Genomic DNA, 14856 nt, shown 5'->3' on the forward strand with positions numbered 1-14856 from the left:
ATTCCCCCCATAACGAAAATTTTATGCATTGCTGGATACTGATAATAAGACGTTATGTAATATACTCTGTTCTTTTCTTAGCTAATAGAAGAATAGTTGAATAAGCTTGTCAACAAAAAAAGGACATTCCTAGTATTATAAGAAATGTCCTTTCCACTAAATTATAGGATATTTTGCTGGAATTCAAACTCTAAAATTAGTTTACTAGTTTGACCTGTAAACTGATAATTATAGGACCCTCTCAGATTTTCTAAGTTACCAGTAGCTTTAATAATTGTTCCTGGGGAATTTAGATTTCCTTTATCGAATATTCCTTGCTCTATAGCTGTAAATGTTCCTTGTTGCCCCTTATAAATTCCTTCAAAGTGTAAAAATCCAGAAATTTTAGCAGTAGCCAAGTGACCATCATTTATATTTAAATCTAAATAATATAATAAATATTCAACAAAAGCTTTTCCTTTTAATTCACCATCAATTTCATATTCAACATGGGCAATATTAATAGGGAAATCTTTTCTAGTATCATCGATTAGTTTTTCATCCCATTTACTTACTGTAAATGTTACTTCCATACACGTAATCTCCCTCCAATTATATACTTTTAAAAAGTATCAATTTACAGTCATATCTCATAGGAGTGTTTTTATTTATTCCACGCCACTCTCTAAAATAGAGAAAGACCCATTTTCACAATCAATTTCTGCCATCGCACCGTAAGGTAAAATAAACTTCGGCTCGGTATGACCAAAATTTAAATTATAAAGAATCGGCAAATCTTCTAAGTTATGTTCTTTCATAACTTGCAGTATTTCGTGTTTATATTCTTCATAATACATTTCGTCTTTTGGCTTACCAAAAATGATACCTTTTGCTTTTTGGAGAATGCCTTGCGCTGCATAATTTCGTAACCAATACTTTATATAACTTGGTTCTGGATGATCTTCAGAAGTTTCAAAGAAGATAATACTATCCTCCCAATGTTTTTTCTCAGGCCAAAGTTCTGTTCCTTTTGCAAATTCCAATACTTCTATACAACCACCAATTAAGCGTCCTTGTAAGGTAGTAGAGCCTTGAAGTAGTTCATAGCCATTGTTTTGTTGCATCGTACGCCTTGTATCTTTATTTACCTCTATCCATTCTAAACGCTCACTCGTCCATTCATGAGCTGGTTGAATTTCGCCAATTGTCTCATTTGAAAAGAGAGTCCGATTTACCATTTCAACCGTATATGGATCCATCTCTATATTTTCGGCAAAATCAGTTAAAATTGCTGGACCGTAAAAAGAGGAAATTCCTGCTTTATGACAAAACAAGTGTGAAATGGTAACGTCAGAGTACCCCATAAAAATTTTCGGGTTTTCACGTATTACATTGAAATCTATATAAGGAAGTAAGCGGATGCTATCTTCACCGCCAATATTCGCAATAATTGCTTTCACGCGCGTATCTTGAAATGCAGTCATTAAATCTTCCGCACGAGCTTGTGGATTGTTATAAATGAATTCGCTACCTTTTAAACTATTTGGCATGGGAACAACCGTAAGACCGAAAACTTCTTCTAATCTCTTTACTCCTTGGTCATATCGCCATCTTATTTCAGAATCACCTGCGCCGCCCCATGAAGGGCTTACTGTTGCTACGATATCACCTGGTTGTAATCTGTTTGGTTTTATTAACATGTTAACTCCACTCCTACATAATGTAATGGGCTACGACTGTACAAACTGTAGCTTTGAAAAAATATGATGCATCACATTATTTTCTTCATCATCAATCTGTTTACCTGCTGGTATTCAAGAATTCAGTCTTAGTGTTGAATTGCACTTGAGAATTACAGTATGCAACATTGTGTGAGAAAGAGGGTTGCTATTTTCTGCAATCTGTAACTGTAATGATTATAAGTTGGTCGTATTCAATCCAAAAAATAAAATCATCATGAATGGAGAGGGGGATAGCTTTTCCTGAACAAGAAAGCTATTGCCTTTAGGCACTTGGGATGAAAGTGGGATTGGATCTGGAGTGGCACTAAAAATTGCAACGTTCGTGGTACTTTAAGTGTCTGAAGTATAGGGAGTTTCTTTGTTTTTTTGTTGGGGTTTTTAGGGGAGTATTTTTTAATTATTAGATAGAGAGATAAAATGAAAAATACACCTAATTACTAGGTGTATTTTTTAGACTTGAAAACCACATATGTATTGAAAATTTCTCTTGGGTAGAGTGTATCACAATAGAAATCATGTATATACATAATATTCGTTACATCGAATGGTTTCCTTGTAAATATATGAAAATGGTAAACTAAATAGATTTCAATTTGGGTAACTTAAATATCTGTACCATGTTCAGTGTTAGAGGGAGCCCCGCCAGTATGTCCATGAGCTTCAACTTTTGGAGCAGTGAAATGTGCATGCCCTTCTTGTTTAGGAGCTCCACCAGTGTCACCGATGTTTAATGCAGGAGCCCCGCCAGTATGGCCCTCAGAAAAAGAAGGAGCTGGAGGAGACGGGAAGTGAGTATGTCCAGCTTGATTTGTGAAACCTGCATTTAATCCAAATGCAGCAATACCCGTAAATGCAATACCTACAGCGATTTTACCAATTGTTCTTTTCATTTCTTTAACCCTCTTTCATTTGATTTTTTTGCTACTGTACTATTAAAAAAGTATAAACTTGCTTTCTCATGTTGTTGTTTGTTATAAAATGCAAGAGCTAGTTTTTCAAGATACTCAGAAACATAGATATATAAAGATTCTTTATTAAAGTATTCAATTCCTTCTAAAACAATCGGTTCAATTTTGTCTAATTCAGTTTGATTCGTGAAAGCTTCTAATATAGCAAAGTGATGTTTATGCTCTTCATTACCAAGTTCAGAAATAAGTTGTTTCCCTATTTTAATGTAGTGGTTTGCTTTGTCGATAAGTCCTAATTTTTCATGTTCTTGTGCAAGTAAGAATATAGCTTTGTAGTGAGATGGGATTTTTTCAACAACTTGTGTCAAGTGACGGATCGCTTCTTCAGAAAGATTCTGGCTAGCATATAGATGACCTAGATTACCGCGCACATACAATTGTAATGATTCTTCATTTAATTTTTGGAGAATATCTAACGCTTTGTTATAGCTTTCCTCAGCTTGTTCAAAATGTCCTACGTCTACATAAGAAGCACCAAGTACACTTAAACAGGATGAAATATTTCTTTCACATCCGTGTTGCGTTTCAAAAAATTCTAATGCTTTAGAAGCATTTACAATCGCAAAACTTGGTTGTTGTTGGTGACAAAGATAAGCAGCATATCGGTAATAGAAATCAGCTTGTTCAATTTGACTATGTCCGGATAAAAGTGCCTGTGCTTTTAAGAAACATTCTTCTGCTTCTTGATAATGATTAATTGCTGCAAAATGAATCGCCTTATAATAATGATATAGATAAGATAAGTGTTTATCTTCTGGTTTTTCTTGGTCTTCTATGATTTGAAAACTATCTTTCGTGATTGATAGTCCATCTGTCAGAGCTGTATGTCGGAATTGGAGTAATGCGTAATATAAGTGATAAAGTGGAATTGTTTCTGTTTCTTTCAAAAGCATTTCTTCATGTTCTTTTTTAGCTTCTTGAAACTGAATTTGTGCTTCCTTAACGTTTTGCGTTAAGATTGCATGGTACCAAGCTTCTAAATGTTTTGTTGTATATGTATGTCCCTTCAATGAAATGTTCATATTAGCCCCCTTGTATATTTTTTTATATAATTGTAACTATAATGGTAACACGATTAAAAGTAATTATATGGAATTTATTGTTGATAAAAAATATTCAGAATTATATAGGTCGGTAAAACCTGTCAGTCCATGTGTTTTTATGAAGAAAAGGACACAATTGACTATAGAATCTTAATGAAATGATGCCACATGCACAATGCTGAAATAAAAGTTGAGAAAGTATGCATGAGGTGTGAATAGGGTAAGAAGGTAAAAATCCTAGCTACAATAGCTAGGATTTTTGTGTTAAATAGTCTCACCGTGAGCTTCTTGTTTCGGAGCAGGGAAATGCTCGTGCCCTTCAAGCTTCGGAGCAGGAGTATCGCCTACATTTAAAGCAGGAGCGCCAGTATTACCATGCGCTTCTAACGTAGGAGCAAAGAAGTCAGCGTGACTCTCTTTTTTAGGAGTCATTCCTTCTCCATGAGTATTTGTATAAGAAGGTGCCCAAGTATCTCCTTTATTGTATGATGAAATAGGAGGTCTGCCATGATCATAGGCAGGAGCGCCACCGTCGCCTCTATTATAAGAAGGAGCCCAAATGTCGCCATGTGAATCTAATTTCGAGCTTAAATCAGCATGTGTCTCTAGTTTAGGAGCAGTGAAATCAGCATGGCTTTCTAATTTCGGAGAAAAAGTTTCACCGTGCTCAGCTTTTACAACGCCACCGTCCCCAATATTTACACCAAAAAGACCAAAGCTAAACACTGATAACCCTACAACAGCTGTACTAATTTTTCTTTTCAATCTATCTCTCTCCTTTTGCTATGGTTTTCCATTTTGTCTAAACGTGGTAGATAAAATGAAATAAATCGTAAAAAATTACCAATTATATTACGATATACGAATAATTCTGTGTAATATTTTGTAAAACCTCCTTGAAATTTGAATTTTAAAAAATAAAATTCGACATCGTTCATTTTTCGATTAGTTGAACAGATTTTAATCGAGCTTCTATAAAGGTATTTGCTAACCTTAGGACCGAAAGCAGTTCGTAATTTCTTTATACCGTGCTCATAAGGTTATTTTAGCTTTGAATTAAATTAACTATTATAATTCGAGAATTTAGCCCTCTTGCTGTATATTTAAAAGTTACAGTATGCAACATTGCATAAGAAAGAGGGTTGCTATTTTACATAACCTGTAACTATAATAGTTACAGGTTGGTCGTATCCAATCAAAAAAATAAAATCATCATGAATGGAGATGTTTCATAATGGGTATGAAAAAAATAATTTTAGCAGGTGCTTTAGGTATCGCAGCATTATCAGGAACAAATTTACCAGGATTAGAAGTAACAAAAGCGAGTGCAGCTTCTATTGAATCGAACTTCTCGACGTTAGAAGGACGAGTAGTAGAAGTAGATAACGGTGTAATTGTTGTGAAATCTAAGCAATACGAAGAACCTGTTAGTGTATACATGGATACTTTCTCAAATGTGAAAGTAGGAGATGAGGTTAAAGCTACTGGATCTATGATGCGTAATTTTACGGAATATATGGTTGCAACTGCAATTGAAAATACAACAAACAAGTTAGGCATGCACATGAAAGAAGATGGCTCACCTGATTATGTAATTGGGGAAGTAGCAAAAGTAGGAACGATGGAAGATGGGAGAGAAGGTTCTACTAAATATGTCGTAGTGGAGTATCCATCGCTAAACGGGAAAAAAGTTATTATTGATGTTTTCTTAACGAAGGGACAAGTGTTTCATACGGGCGAGAAAGTAAAAGTTGATATGAAGTATGTGGGCTGGGGCGGAAGTTCTATTAACTGGAACACAACGGACAATATTGAAAAAGTTCATGAGGTAAAGAACAACGTTGAAAATAATGATGATGTTTGGATTTGGTCTTAATTAGCATTCTGTAATTAACAAATATATCCCTTAGTACCCAGCAAATGATCATGTGTATGACAATTTGCTGGGTACTTTTTTTCATTTTTACATCATTGTATCTATAATAATTTTTAAAATGCGGGTATACAGTTGAATCGAATAAACTCATATAGACAATTGTTTTATCCTATTGCTTATGCATTGATTTTATTCAAAATTGAGATTCTATTGGTCGTAAATAATAGATAATTTTGTTTTGCTGTTCTGATTAAAATCCGGTCTGTTGTAGCGTATGCTGTTCCAATTCGGATTACGTTTTCTTCTTCTACACCAGCATAGGTTTCATCTTCTGTAACTTCAATAATTTCACTTAATGGAATTTGAATATTAGCTAGTTGCCATGAAATAATTAATTCTCCATCTGTTTTTTTGACATCGATACCTAGCATGTTACCAAAACCTTTCTGTATTAAAATATCGCTGTTAATTTTATTATACAGATTTAAAGGTTTTATTTCTATTGTGAAATTTGATTTTTTAATTTTTTTACAAGGTATCGTACTACGAACAAAAAAGGGTATCCACTAGCACCTGCAATCTTCCTGAAATGAAGACGATCTTTTTTATTTTGTGAATTTTTGAGAATAAGAGATTTTTGATTAGAATATGATGTTTAAATCGGAGCGAATTTAAAAAATATAATAATGAAAGAGGTGTTTATATATGGAGCAAGATGAGAATTATTTACGAGCTAAAAAAAGGGTGGAGAATTTAAAAGCGTTTTACATTCATTTAACGGTTTATATACTAGTGAACGTAATGCTTTTTATTATAAATATAATCTCTGATTCCAGTAAATTGTGGTTTTTATATCCACTTGCAGGTTGGGGAATCGGTATCGTTATACATGGTTTGACAACTTTTCCAGTTGGGATATTCGGAAAAGAGTGGGAAGAACGAAAGATTAAAGAATATATGGAGAAAGATAAGTAAATTTATTTCTGGAATGTATGAATATAAATCTCTGTGATAACATGTTTGATGCGAAGTCTATTCTATAGCTTCGCCTATTTGTTTTGTATTCGAAGTTTGTACGAGTGAGTGTTCATATTCATTTTTTAGCATCAACTGCATGTGAAATCAAAACTTTACTTGTAGTACATAATAAATACAGTTGTTTTACTTTTTAAATTACATGTGGATATAGGATAAAGTTGTTTTATCATCCTATATTAAAATAAAAATAAACCACTGTTCGATTTGAATATTCCACGATATAATGGTGAGAGTTTATGACAGAATAAATATTTACATAAGAAGTGAGGTACTGTATGAAAAAAAGAACGACAGACATTATTTTTATTATTATTGGTGCATTTCTTTTTGCGTTAGGTGTCAATTTGTTTGTTATCCCGAACGAGTTTGGTGAGGGTGGAGTAACTGGTATCACGATTATTACGTATTATTTATTTGAATGGTCACCAGGCTTAGTTAACTTAATTTTAAATGCGATTTTGTTAATAGCTGGTTATAAATTTTTAAATAAGATTACAACAATTTATACGATTATCGCTGTAGTTACGAACTCGCTATTTCTTCATTTGACAGAAGGTTGGACGATTACTTCGGATGAAATGCTTGTAAATGCCATTTTCGGAGGAATATTTATTGGGTGCGGGATTGGTCTTATTATTCGAGTTGGCGGAACAACAGCAGGTACTACCATTTTAGCAAGGATGACGCATAAATATTTAGGATGGAGCATTAGCTACGGTCTACTGTTCTTCGATTTAATTGTTGCGTTTTCATCTTATTTCATCATTGGTGCAGAAAAACTGATGATAACAATTATTATGCTATATGTAGCAACGAAAGTGATGGAGTTTGTAATTGAAGGTTTAAATCCGAAGAAAGCCATTACGATTATTTCTGATAACCCGAATGAAATAGCTGGGAAGGTAACTACCTTAATGGGCAGAGGGGTTACTGTGTACTCAGGTCATGGCTATTACACGAAAACTCCGAAGGAAATTCTTTATGTTGTTATTAATAAGCAAGAAGTAGTCAAGCTAAAACGGATTGTTCAAACTACAGATCCGGCTGCGTTCATTGCTATACACGATGTTCGTGACGTATTTGGAGAAGGATTCGTTGATATTTCTAAAGCATAGAAATTACTTTTCATTAAAATAATCTTAATACTAAAACGTAAGAATCTATTTTGAATAATCTTTTTTCAAAATAGATTCTTTTTATTTATCTTAAAATGTTGGTTTGTTTTTCTTTTTCTTGCAAAAAATCCAATTGTTTCTTAATGTAAGGATGTAGAAGGATGAACAAGAGAGGGTTTAATGAACATGATACATATTTTATTAGCTGATGATGATAAGCATATTAGAGAGTTATTGCATTACCATTTACAAAAAGAGGGGTTTAAAGTTTTTGAGGCTGAAGATGGAAAGGTAGCGCAAGGCGTATTAGAGAAAGAGAATATTCACCTTGCGATAGTAGACATTATGATGCCGTTTGTTGATGGCTATACGTTATGTGAAGAAATCCGGAAGTATCATGATATACCGGTTATTTTATTAACTGCAAAGGATCAGTTAGTCGATAAAGAAAAAGGATTCATTTCGGGTACAGACGATTATATTGTAAAACCATTTGAACCAGCGGAAGTGATTTTTCGTATGAAAGCTTTATTACGTCGCTATCAAATGCTGAGTGCTGACATTATTACACTCCACGGAACGACAATTGATCGTAAAGGTGTTGAAGTGAAGTGTAACGGGCAGACGATTTTGCTTCCTTTAAAGGAATTTGAATTGTTATCGCAACTTGCTAGTTATCCTGGCAGAACATTTTCAAGAGAAGAGCTAATTGAATTAGTATGGGGAATGGATTTTGAAGGAGATGAACGAACGGTTGACGTTCATGTAAAGCGGCTGAGAGATCGTTTTTCAAAACGAACGGATGATTTTCAAATTACGACAGTGCGCGGACTCGGGTACAAGTTGGAGTTGAAATAAAATGAAATCACTATATTCTAGATTTGTTTTTATGACAGTCGGTATTATGCTTCTTAGTAGTATTATCGGTTTTTTATTAACGAATGTATATTATCAAGTGAAGTTAAAACCGTATAACAGTGAAAAGATTTTAAAGTATGCTGAGGAAGTTAAATCGTTATATGAAAAGCAAAGTGAAGAAAATCAAGAGGCGTACTTACATTCTATTGCGAAGCTAGGATATGAAATTTATATTGTCGATGATCAAAAGAATGGAAAGCGTATCGGTAATGCGTTTCGTAAGACTTCTATTAGCGACGATACAGTTCATAAAGTATTGCAAGGAGAAACGTTTAATGGTGTTTCCACCTATCCAACGCGCCTATTTATTACAGGTTTTTTCGATAATGAATTAATTAATAGCGTTGGTGTACCAGTGCAACACGGTGATAAACAGTACGCATTATTTATTCGTCCTGACATTCAGAACCAATTTGGCGAGATGAGGATTTTCTTAGCAGTATTACTTGGGTTTATCGTACTATTAAGTATTATTTTTATAGCGATTGCAGCAGGTTATATTGTTCGCCCAATCCGTAAATTTACGAAGGCTACGCAAAAAATTGCGAGTGGAGAATATAAAATTGAATTAGACGTAAAACGAAAAGATGAAATAGGAACGTTATCTACAAGCTTCCAAAAGATGACGAAAAGTATAAAAGAACTAGATGAAATGAGACAAGAATTCGTTTCGAACGTTTCGCATGAATTTCAATCACCGCTTTCTTCCATACAAGGATTTTCGAAGACGTTGCAAACAGAAAAGATGGGCATGGAAGAAAGAAATCATTACTTACAAATTATTGAGGGCGAAAGTAAGCGAATGTCTAGTTTATGTAAACAGTTACTTACGCTTGCTTCACTAGATAAAGAAGAAAAAGTTCTACAAATAAAAGAATTCAATTTGCAGAAGCAAATTAAAGACGTCATTTTTATGCTCGAGTGGAAATGGCGTGAAAAAGATATCGCTGTTGAATTTGATGTGCCGGACATTACAATTCAAGGTGATGAAAATTTACTTCATCAAGTGTGGAGTAATATTTTTACGAATAGCATTAAATTTTCAAACGATGCTGGGACGATTGAATTTTTTGTTGAAGAGCTAGAATCTAATGTCATTATCTCTATATCTGATAACGGAATCGGTATGGAAAAAGAAGAAATGGATCGTATTTTTGATCGTTTTTACAAAGTAGATACAGCAAGGGCAAGAAACATAGAAGGTAGTGGCTTAGGATTATCGATTGTGCAGAAAATTGTTGAACTGCATCATGGAAATGTTTCGGTGTATAGTACGAAAGGTGAAGGGACTACTGTTCGGGTGGAGCTTCCCAAATAGATGGAAGAGGCTGTTTGGAAACGGCCTCTTCTTTTTTTGGCGCTAGTATACGTGTAAAGTGAAAAAATGTGCCCCATTTTAATTATATAATCGGATGAGTTTATGGAGTGAGATCAGGAGGAAGTTTATTTAAAAATGTAGAATCCCTACAGAGTTATAAGGGTTTTATTAAAACTTGAACCGTGTAGGGAGGAAATTAATTTGAAACGAACTGACTTGTTATTAAACGCACTAGATTCAACATTCGATAAAGAGAGTTGGTATGCACCGTTTAAACATGCTATAGAAGGACTTACAGCCGAACAGGCTATGTGGAAACCATCTGGTGAGGAAACGAATACCATTTGGGAGAACGTTAATCATCTCATTTATTACAAAGAGAGGCTTGCTGCAAACTTGGAAGGTCATGAATGGGCACATAACCTTGACGGTAATGACACTTTTTATCTTACTAAGCAATCTAATGATGACACGGAATGGAAGGAAGTCGTTGAACGTTCTGAAAATGCTCAGCGTAATTTAAGACAGGTATTGAGCGTGATTTCTGAAAAAGAGCTTGAACAAAATTCACTTGAAGAGAAATTACTGGACATCATGCTTCATGATGCTTATCATACAGGCCAAATTATTCAATTAAGGAAAATGCAGGGGGCATGGCCAGCAAAGCGTTAACGGAACGTATTAGTTATTCCATTAAAGGGTGCTATTTTGCATCAAAAAGTAAACAAGCATAACCCCGTTCGAAATTTCGAATAGGGTTATGCTTGTTTGAGCTTTGTAATAGAAAGAAAATATTTTCTTTCTGTTACAAAGCAGTACCTTTCACCTGTTCTTCCTTAAACCGAAGCTCAAAAGTATCCGCTGTAATTTCATCAGCTTTCGGCAAAGCCCGTAATTTCGGATGAAGCAGCCATACGAGGGAGATGAATAAAATCCCGATGCTAGCGAGCGCAAAAATGATTTGGCTACTATATACATTCGCAGTGTATCCGCCAATTAAAGAGCCAAGCGGCATAGCAATTGTGCCCATACTCCGTGTGACTGAATTGATACGCCCAAGATATTGGTTTGGAATTACAATTTGACCAATAGTCGCAAATAATATGTTGGTCGCACCAATTGGTATCCAAGCTAAGCCGAATAAAAAAATAGATAACCATTGAAACGGTACAACCGTAGAGAGAAACCAAAAGAAAGCACCAGTCGCAAAGCTAATAATGGAGACACGGCCAACATTATATTTACCAACCCATGAACTGAATAGTGCTCCAATTAAACAACCGGCGGATATGGCGGCTAAAAAGAAACCATATAATTTCACACCGCCTAAAGAATCAGCGAAAGAAGGGAGTATTGCCATCGTCATACCGATTGAAAAATTAGCGACAACGGAACCGATTAAGAAGACGCCCATCAATGAACGAAAGACGATTGAAAAGCCTTCTTTTAAATCAGAGAAATATTGCTTAGTTGAAAGTGGTGTGTCTGTTTCAGTTTGTTTTGGTATTTTTAATGAAAAGAACAACAGGGCGGTAATCGCAAATGTAAAAGAGTCGATCACATATAAAGTGATTGCGCCAAATAGTGCTACTAATATTCCAGAAAGAGTCGTACAAATTAAATCAATGCCTTGGTATGCAAATGAGAAAAGTGAATTTCCTTTTAATAATTGTGTCTTATTCAGTAGAAGTGGTAAAGCTTTTGACTGTGCAGGATAGGCGAATTGTTCGATAAAAGCTACGATGGGCATGATGATGAGTAGTAGGTGGACTGTTAGTAGGTCGAAGTAGTGTGTAATAGGAATGATCAAAATAAGGATGCATTGCAAAACTTGTGTGATGACGAGGGTGTTTTTTATTGACCATCTATCAACGAATGGACCGGTAAGAAATTGAAGTGCAGAAGGTAATAGTGTAAGGAAACCAGCCAATCCAGAATAAAAAGGATTACCACTCAGTTTATATACGAGCCACATCGCCGCTACATAATACAAGCTATCTCCTATGTTTGTAAAAATTCTCCCTAAAAATAATAAGAGGAAATTCCGGTTTTTTAATACGTCCATTTAATCTACTCCTTTATAATAAAGTGAAACTTTAATCAGTGGGGTTTTGTTCATCCCACTGATTATTAGTTGAACCAATCGGGCGTTTATGGGCAGTTGACCTCCCACCTAACTTTTCTGTGCTCCAGCTGAATTTTGAGGTGAGAGTCTTACTGCCCGTTAATGCGGGATAAATTTATTCGGTAAAATAAAATTGACCGTTTATGTAAAAAAAATCGTATTACGATTTTTCTTCTTCTTTAACAAATTGCTGCATTGTTCTCTCAGCGATTTGAAGTGCAGTAGTAGAAATATAATAAGGTTTACTATTCGGATCTTTATCTGCACCTTTTGTGATTTCGTTTAATTCAGCCATTAATTCATAAAACTTTTTTACCCACACTTGAAATTGTTCTGGCGTAGCATCAAATTCCCAGCAGGATGAAACGTAATTCCACTTAGCTGGATCTTCACTTGCATTTTGTAATGTAAAAGCTTCTTCTGGTGCAGCGAGAATTTGGCTTTTCGTTCTTTCTATCATTTGTAAAAAGATTTGGCGACCTGATTCGCTTAATATTTCTAAATGAGGTAATAGATCTGCGGCAGGGGTGAAGCCTTTAGCGACAGATTGATAAAATTTTTGAACAATCCCATTCTTTTCTTCTGTATAAACGATCTCTATAAGACCATTCTTTTCTAATTCTTTTAAATGATAATGAATTTTCGCCCTTGAAATGCCGAATTTCTCAGATAGTAATTGTCCAGTATAAGGACGTTCGCATAGACGTATCATCATTTCGGCACGTAATGGATCGCTTAATGCTTTTAGTTGGCTATAAGTAGTTAGTGTTAATACGGGCTTCAACATGATCAACTCCTTGAATTAAATTACTCGGTCAATATTATTTGACTGAATTGTATCAAGGATCCTATTTATTTTCAATACTTTCAGAAAATTTATTTTTTTGCTCTGTAATCTTCTGTTCATATTCCGTTCATATTTCTTTTTTATGATTAGTGCATAGAAAGAAAGAGGAAGGAGCGAGCATAATGTTTTTAGCTCTGCGTGAATTGAAACAATCAAAATTAAGATACGGATTAATCGGACTCATTATGGTGTTATTATCATTTTTAGTCCTTGTTATTTCAGGATTAGCAAATGGATTATCATATGATAATGCTTCATCGATTCAAAATATGGAGGCAAATAAGTTCGTTTTAGCAGATGATGCGGAAAATAAATTACTTCGTTCACAAATTAAGAAAGACGATGTAGATAACGTAGTAAATCAAGTAGGCGAGAAAGAGGCAGTTCCGTTTCGTGTGAAAGTTTCAACATATGAAAAGAAAGAGAGTTCGAAAAAGGTTGATATTGCTATTTTCTCAAGCGAACGTGATTCATTTTTAGAACCGAACATTGTAAAAGGTGAAAAATTAGGTACAGCAAACAACGAAATGGTTGCTGATGAATCCATTAAAGAAAAAGGAATCGATATCGGGGATACAATTATCGATCCTGTTTCAAAGAAAGAGTTTACAATCGTTGGATTTACGAAAGATCAAATGTTTAGCCATACGCCAGTTGTTTATGTAAATGAAGACGTATGGAGTGCTATTTCACAACCAAACCAAAAAGATTATAGTGCAATTGCGCTGAATACAGATAAAGAGATTAAAAATGCTCACGTTATCGATAAAAAAGAAGTACTGCAAAGTATTCCAGGATTTAAAGAAGAGCAAGGAACATTAACGATGATCATTGCGTTCTTACTTGTTATCGCTGCGTTACTAATCGGTGTATTCTTCTACGTCATTACATTACAAAAAACACAGCAATTAGGCGTATTAAAAGCAATTGGTACGAAGAACTCGTATTTAGCAAATAGCCTAGTCGTACAGGCGTTATTCTTATCAGTCGTTGCGATGGTAATTAGTATCGTTCTTGTACAAGGATTAGAACAAATTTTACCAGCAGGTATGCCGTTCTTATTAACAACACCGATGATTGCACAATATGCCGCAATCTTTATCGTCATTAGTATTTTAGGAACACTTATTTCGTTATATCAAGTATTAAAAGTTGATGCGCTAGAAGCAATTGGAGGTGGGATGTAATGACTTCATTATTAAAATTAGACAAAGTAAGTAAAGTGTACGGAGAAGGGAATACGGAAGTAACAGCCCTTCATCCGATATCGCTTGATGTGAAAGCTGGAGAATTTATCGGAATCGTCGGTCCTTCTGGATCAGGAAAAAGTACGTTACTATCAATCGCGGGTGCATTATTATCACCGTCAAAAGGGGACATTTACATTCGTGAGCAAAATATTACACAGTTATCAGAAAAGGAAATGACAGATATTCGTTTGAAAAAAATCGGCTTCATTTTCCAGTTTGCAAACCTAGTTCCATATTTAAATGTGAAAGAACAATTACTTTACATTGCTAAGCTAAAAAAGGAAAGTAAACAAGAATCCGAAAAGCGTGCAGATCATTTATTAGCGGCATTTGGATTAGGAGAAAGAAAGAATCATTATCCAAATCAACTATCTGGCGGGGAAAAACAAAGGGTAGCAATCGCTCGTGCGTTCATGAACAATCCGGATTTAATATTAGCGGATGAGCCAACGGCAAGCTTAGACTCAAAACGTGCACGTGAAGTTGTAGAAATGATGAAACGCGAGGTGAAAGAGAGCCAAAAAGCAGCGATTATGATTACACATGATGAAAGAATGCTTGATGTATGTGATCGTATATTGACGCTGAGAGATGGACAGTTAATATAAAAAAAAGGAAAACCGTACATGTATGTGCG

16 protein-coding genes are annotated in these 14856 nt (G+C 34.8%); 8 read left to right on the forward strand and 8 right to left on the reverse strand.

Annotated elements, in window-relative coordinates; all coding sequences use genetic code 11:
* Window positions 1–161 precede the first annotated feature (161 nt).
* The 5 genes from C4S65_RS04640 to C4S65_RS04660 form a co-directional block, all read right to left on the reverse strand.
* On the reverse strand, window positions 162–572 hold the full coding sequence (locus tag C4S65_RS04640; protein WP_097820447.1) for a DUF3224 domain-containing protein: 411 nt from the start codon (window positions 570–572) through the stop codon (window positions 162–164).
* A gap of 75 nt (window positions 573–647) precedes the next feature.
* Complete coding sequence (locus tag C4S65_RS04645) at window positions 648–1679, reverse strand: S66 peptidase family protein (RefSeq protein ID WP_086406980.1); 1032 nt, start codon at window positions 1677–1679, stop codon at window positions 648–650.
* Window positions 1680–2323: 644 nt separating this feature from the next.
* Window positions 2324–2611: a hypothetical protein gene (locus C4S65_RS04650; RefSeq protein WP_086406981.1), complete on the reverse strand. Its 288-nt coding sequence runs from the start codon at window positions 2609–2611 to the stop codon at window positions 2324–2326.
* Window positions 2608–3711 carry a tetratricopeptide repeat protein gene (locus C4S65_RS04655; protein WP_103945143.1) on the reverse strand — a complete coding sequence of 368 codons (1104 nt, stop codon included), beginning with the start codon at window positions 3709–3711 and terminating at the stop codon, window positions 2608–2610. Before C4S65_RS04655 ends, C4S65_RS04650 begins: the two co-directional genes overlap by 4 nt.
* 285 nt (window positions 3712–3996) lie before the next feature.
* Complete coding sequence (locus C4S65_RS04660; RefSeq protein ID WP_086406983.1) at window positions 3997–4497, reverse strand: hypothetical protein; 501 nt, start codon at window positions 4495–4497, stop codon at window positions 3997–3999.
* Window positions 4498–4966: 469 nt separating this feature from the next.
* Here C4S65_RS04660 and C4S65_RS04665 point away from each other — a divergent pair, with 469 nt between their 5' ends.
* Complete coding sequence (locus tag C4S65_RS04665; RefSeq protein WP_086406984.1) at window positions 4967–5608, forward strand: ATP F0F1 synthase subunit alpha; 642 nt, start codon at window positions 4967–4969, stop codon at window positions 5606–5608.
* 176 nt (window positions 5609–5784) lie between these two features.
* Here C4S65_RS04665 and C4S65_RS04670 read toward each other — a convergent pair whose 3' ends face one another.
* Window positions 5785–6039 (reverse strand): hypothetical protein, encoded by a 255-nt coding sequence (locus C4S65_RS04670; RefSeq protein ID WP_086406985.1) that lies wholly within the window; start codon window positions 6037–6039, stop codon window positions 5785–5787.
* Between the two features lie 274 nt (window positions 6040–6313).
* Between C4S65_RS04670 and C4S65_RS04675 the strand changes: the two genes are divergently transcribed.
* The 5 genes from C4S65_RS04675 to C4S65_RS04695 all read left to right on the forward strand — a co-directional run bounded on the left by C4S65_RS04675 (window position 6314) and on the right by C4S65_RS04695 (window position 10669).
* Window positions 6314–6583, forward strand: a complete 270-nt coding sequence (locus C4S65_RS04675; protein WP_048544779.1) for a 2TM domain-containing protein — start codon at window positions 6314–6316, stop codon at window positions 6581–6583.
* A gap of 338 nt (window positions 6584–6921) precedes the next feature.
* Window positions 6922–7761, forward strand: a complete 840-nt coding sequence (locus tag C4S65_RS04680) for a YitT family protein (RefSeq protein WP_000747489.1) — start codon at window positions 6922–6924, stop codon at window positions 7759–7761.
* A 180-nt stretch (window positions 7762–7941) separates the two neighbouring features.
* Complete coding sequence (locus C4S65_RS04685) at window positions 7942–8619, forward strand: response regulator transcription factor (protein WP_001055963.1); 678 nt, start codon at window positions 7942–7944, stop codon at window positions 8617–8619.
* Between the two features lies 1 nt (window position 8620).
* On the forward strand, window positions 8621–9997 hold the full coding sequence (locus C4S65_RS04690; protein WP_061666919.1) for a HAMP domain-containing sensor histidine kinase: 1377 nt from the start codon (window positions 8621–8623) through the stop codon (window positions 9995–9997).
* A gap of 201 nt (window positions 9998–10198) precedes the next feature.
* Window positions 10199–10669, forward strand: a complete 471-nt coding sequence (locus tag C4S65_RS04695) for a DinB family protein (protein WP_086406986.1) — start codon at window positions 10199–10201, stop codon at window positions 10667–10669.
* Window positions 10670–10802: 133 nt separating this feature from the next.
* Here the strand turns inward: C4S65_RS04695 and C4S65_RS04700 are convergent, their stop codons facing one another.
* Together C4S65_RS04700 and C4S65_RS04705 are read right to left on the reverse strand one after the other, a co-directional pair.
* Window positions 10803–12062 (reverse strand): MFS transporter, encoded by a 1260-nt coding sequence (locus tag C4S65_RS04700; protein ID WP_086406987.1) that lies wholly within the window; start codon window positions 12060–12062, stop codon window positions 10803–10805.
* A gap of 220 nt (window positions 12063–12282) precedes the next feature.
* Entirely contained in the window at window positions 12283–12906 is a 624-nt protein-coding gene (locus tag C4S65_RS04705; protein WP_086407000.1) for a winged helix-turn-helix domain-containing protein, read from the reverse strand.
* 185 nt (window positions 12907–13091) lie between these two features.
* Between C4S65_RS04705 and C4S65_RS04710 the strand changes: the two genes are divergently transcribed.
* Complete coding sequence (locus tag C4S65_RS04710) at window positions 13092–14156, forward strand: ABC transporter permease (protein ID WP_061666922.1); 1065 nt, start codon at window positions 13092–13094, stop codon at window positions 14154–14156.
* Complete coding sequence (locus C4S65_RS04715; protein ID WP_000202597.1) at window positions 14156–14827, forward strand: ABC transporter ATP-binding protein; 672 nt, start codon at window positions 14156–14158, stop codon at window positions 14825–14827. The genes C4S65_RS04710 and C4S65_RS04715 overlap by 1 nt, the downstream gene beginning before the upstream one ends.
* The last annotated feature ends 29 nt before the right edge of the window (window positions 14828–14856 follow it).

Source organism: Bacillus sp. ok061 (genome assembly GCF_900108285.1).
In the GTDB taxonomy this organism is placed as follows: domain Bacteria; phylum Bacillota; class Bacilli; order Bacillales; family Bacillaceae_G; genus Bacillus_A; species Bacillus_A thuringiensis_S.

What these genes read in the sequence shown, in the direction of transcription:
- C4S65_RS04640 (WP_097820447.1), bottom strand. Translation starts at nt 572, where the DNA reads ATGGAAGTAACATTTACAGTAAGTAAATGGGATGAAAAACTAATCGAT.
- C4S65_RS04645 (WP_086406980.1), bottom strand. Translation starts at nt 1,679, where the DNA reads ATGTTAATAAAACCAAACAGATTACAACCAGGTGATATCGTAGCAACA.
- C4S65_RS04650 (WP_086406981.1), bottom strand. Translation starts at nt 2,611, where the DNA reads ATGAAAAGAACAATTGGTAAAATCGCTGTAGGTATTGCATTTACGGGT.
- C4S65_RS04655 (WP_103945143.1), bottom strand. Translation starts at nt 3,711, where the DNA reads ATGAACATTTCATTGAAGGGACATACATATACAACAAAACATTTAGAA.
- C4S65_RS04665 (WP_086406984.1), top strand. Translation starts at nt 4,967, where the DNA reads ATGGGTATGAAAAAAATAATTTTAGCAGGTGCTTTAGGTATCGCAGCA.
- C4S65_RS04670 (WP_086406985.1), bottom strand. Translation starts at nt 6,039, where the DNA reads ATGCTAGGTATCGATGTCAAAAAAACAGATGGAGAATTAATTATTTCA.
- C4S65_RS04675 (WP_048544779.1), top strand. Translation starts at nt 6,314, where the DNA reads ATGGAGCAAGATGAGAATTATTTACGAGCTAAAAAAAGGGTGGAGAAT.
- C4S65_RS04680 (WP_000747489.1), top strand. Translation starts at nt 6,922, where the DNA reads ATGAAAAAAAGAACGACAGACATTATTTTTATTATTATTGGTGCATTT.
- C4S65_RS04685 (WP_001055963.1), top strand. Translation starts at nt 7,942, where the DNA reads ATGAACATGATACATATTTTATTAGCTGATGATGATAAGCATATTAGA.
- C4S65_RS04690 (WP_061666919.1), top strand. Translation starts at nt 8,621, where the DNA reads ATGAAATCACTATATTCTAGATTTGTTTTTATGACAGTCGGTATTATG.
- C4S65_RS04700 (WP_086406987.1), bottom strand. Translation starts at nt 12,062, where the DNA reads ATGGACGTATTAAAAAACCGGAATTTCCTCTTATTATTTTTAGGGAGA.
- C4S65_RS04710 (WP_061666922.1), top strand. Translation starts at nt 13,092, where the DNA reads ATGTTTTTAGCTCTGCGTGAATTGAAACAATCAAAATTAAGATACGGA.
- C4S65_RS04715 (WP_000202597.1), top strand. Translation starts at nt 14,156, where the DNA reads ATGACTTCATTATTAAAATTAGACAAAGTAAGTAAAGTGTACGGAGAA.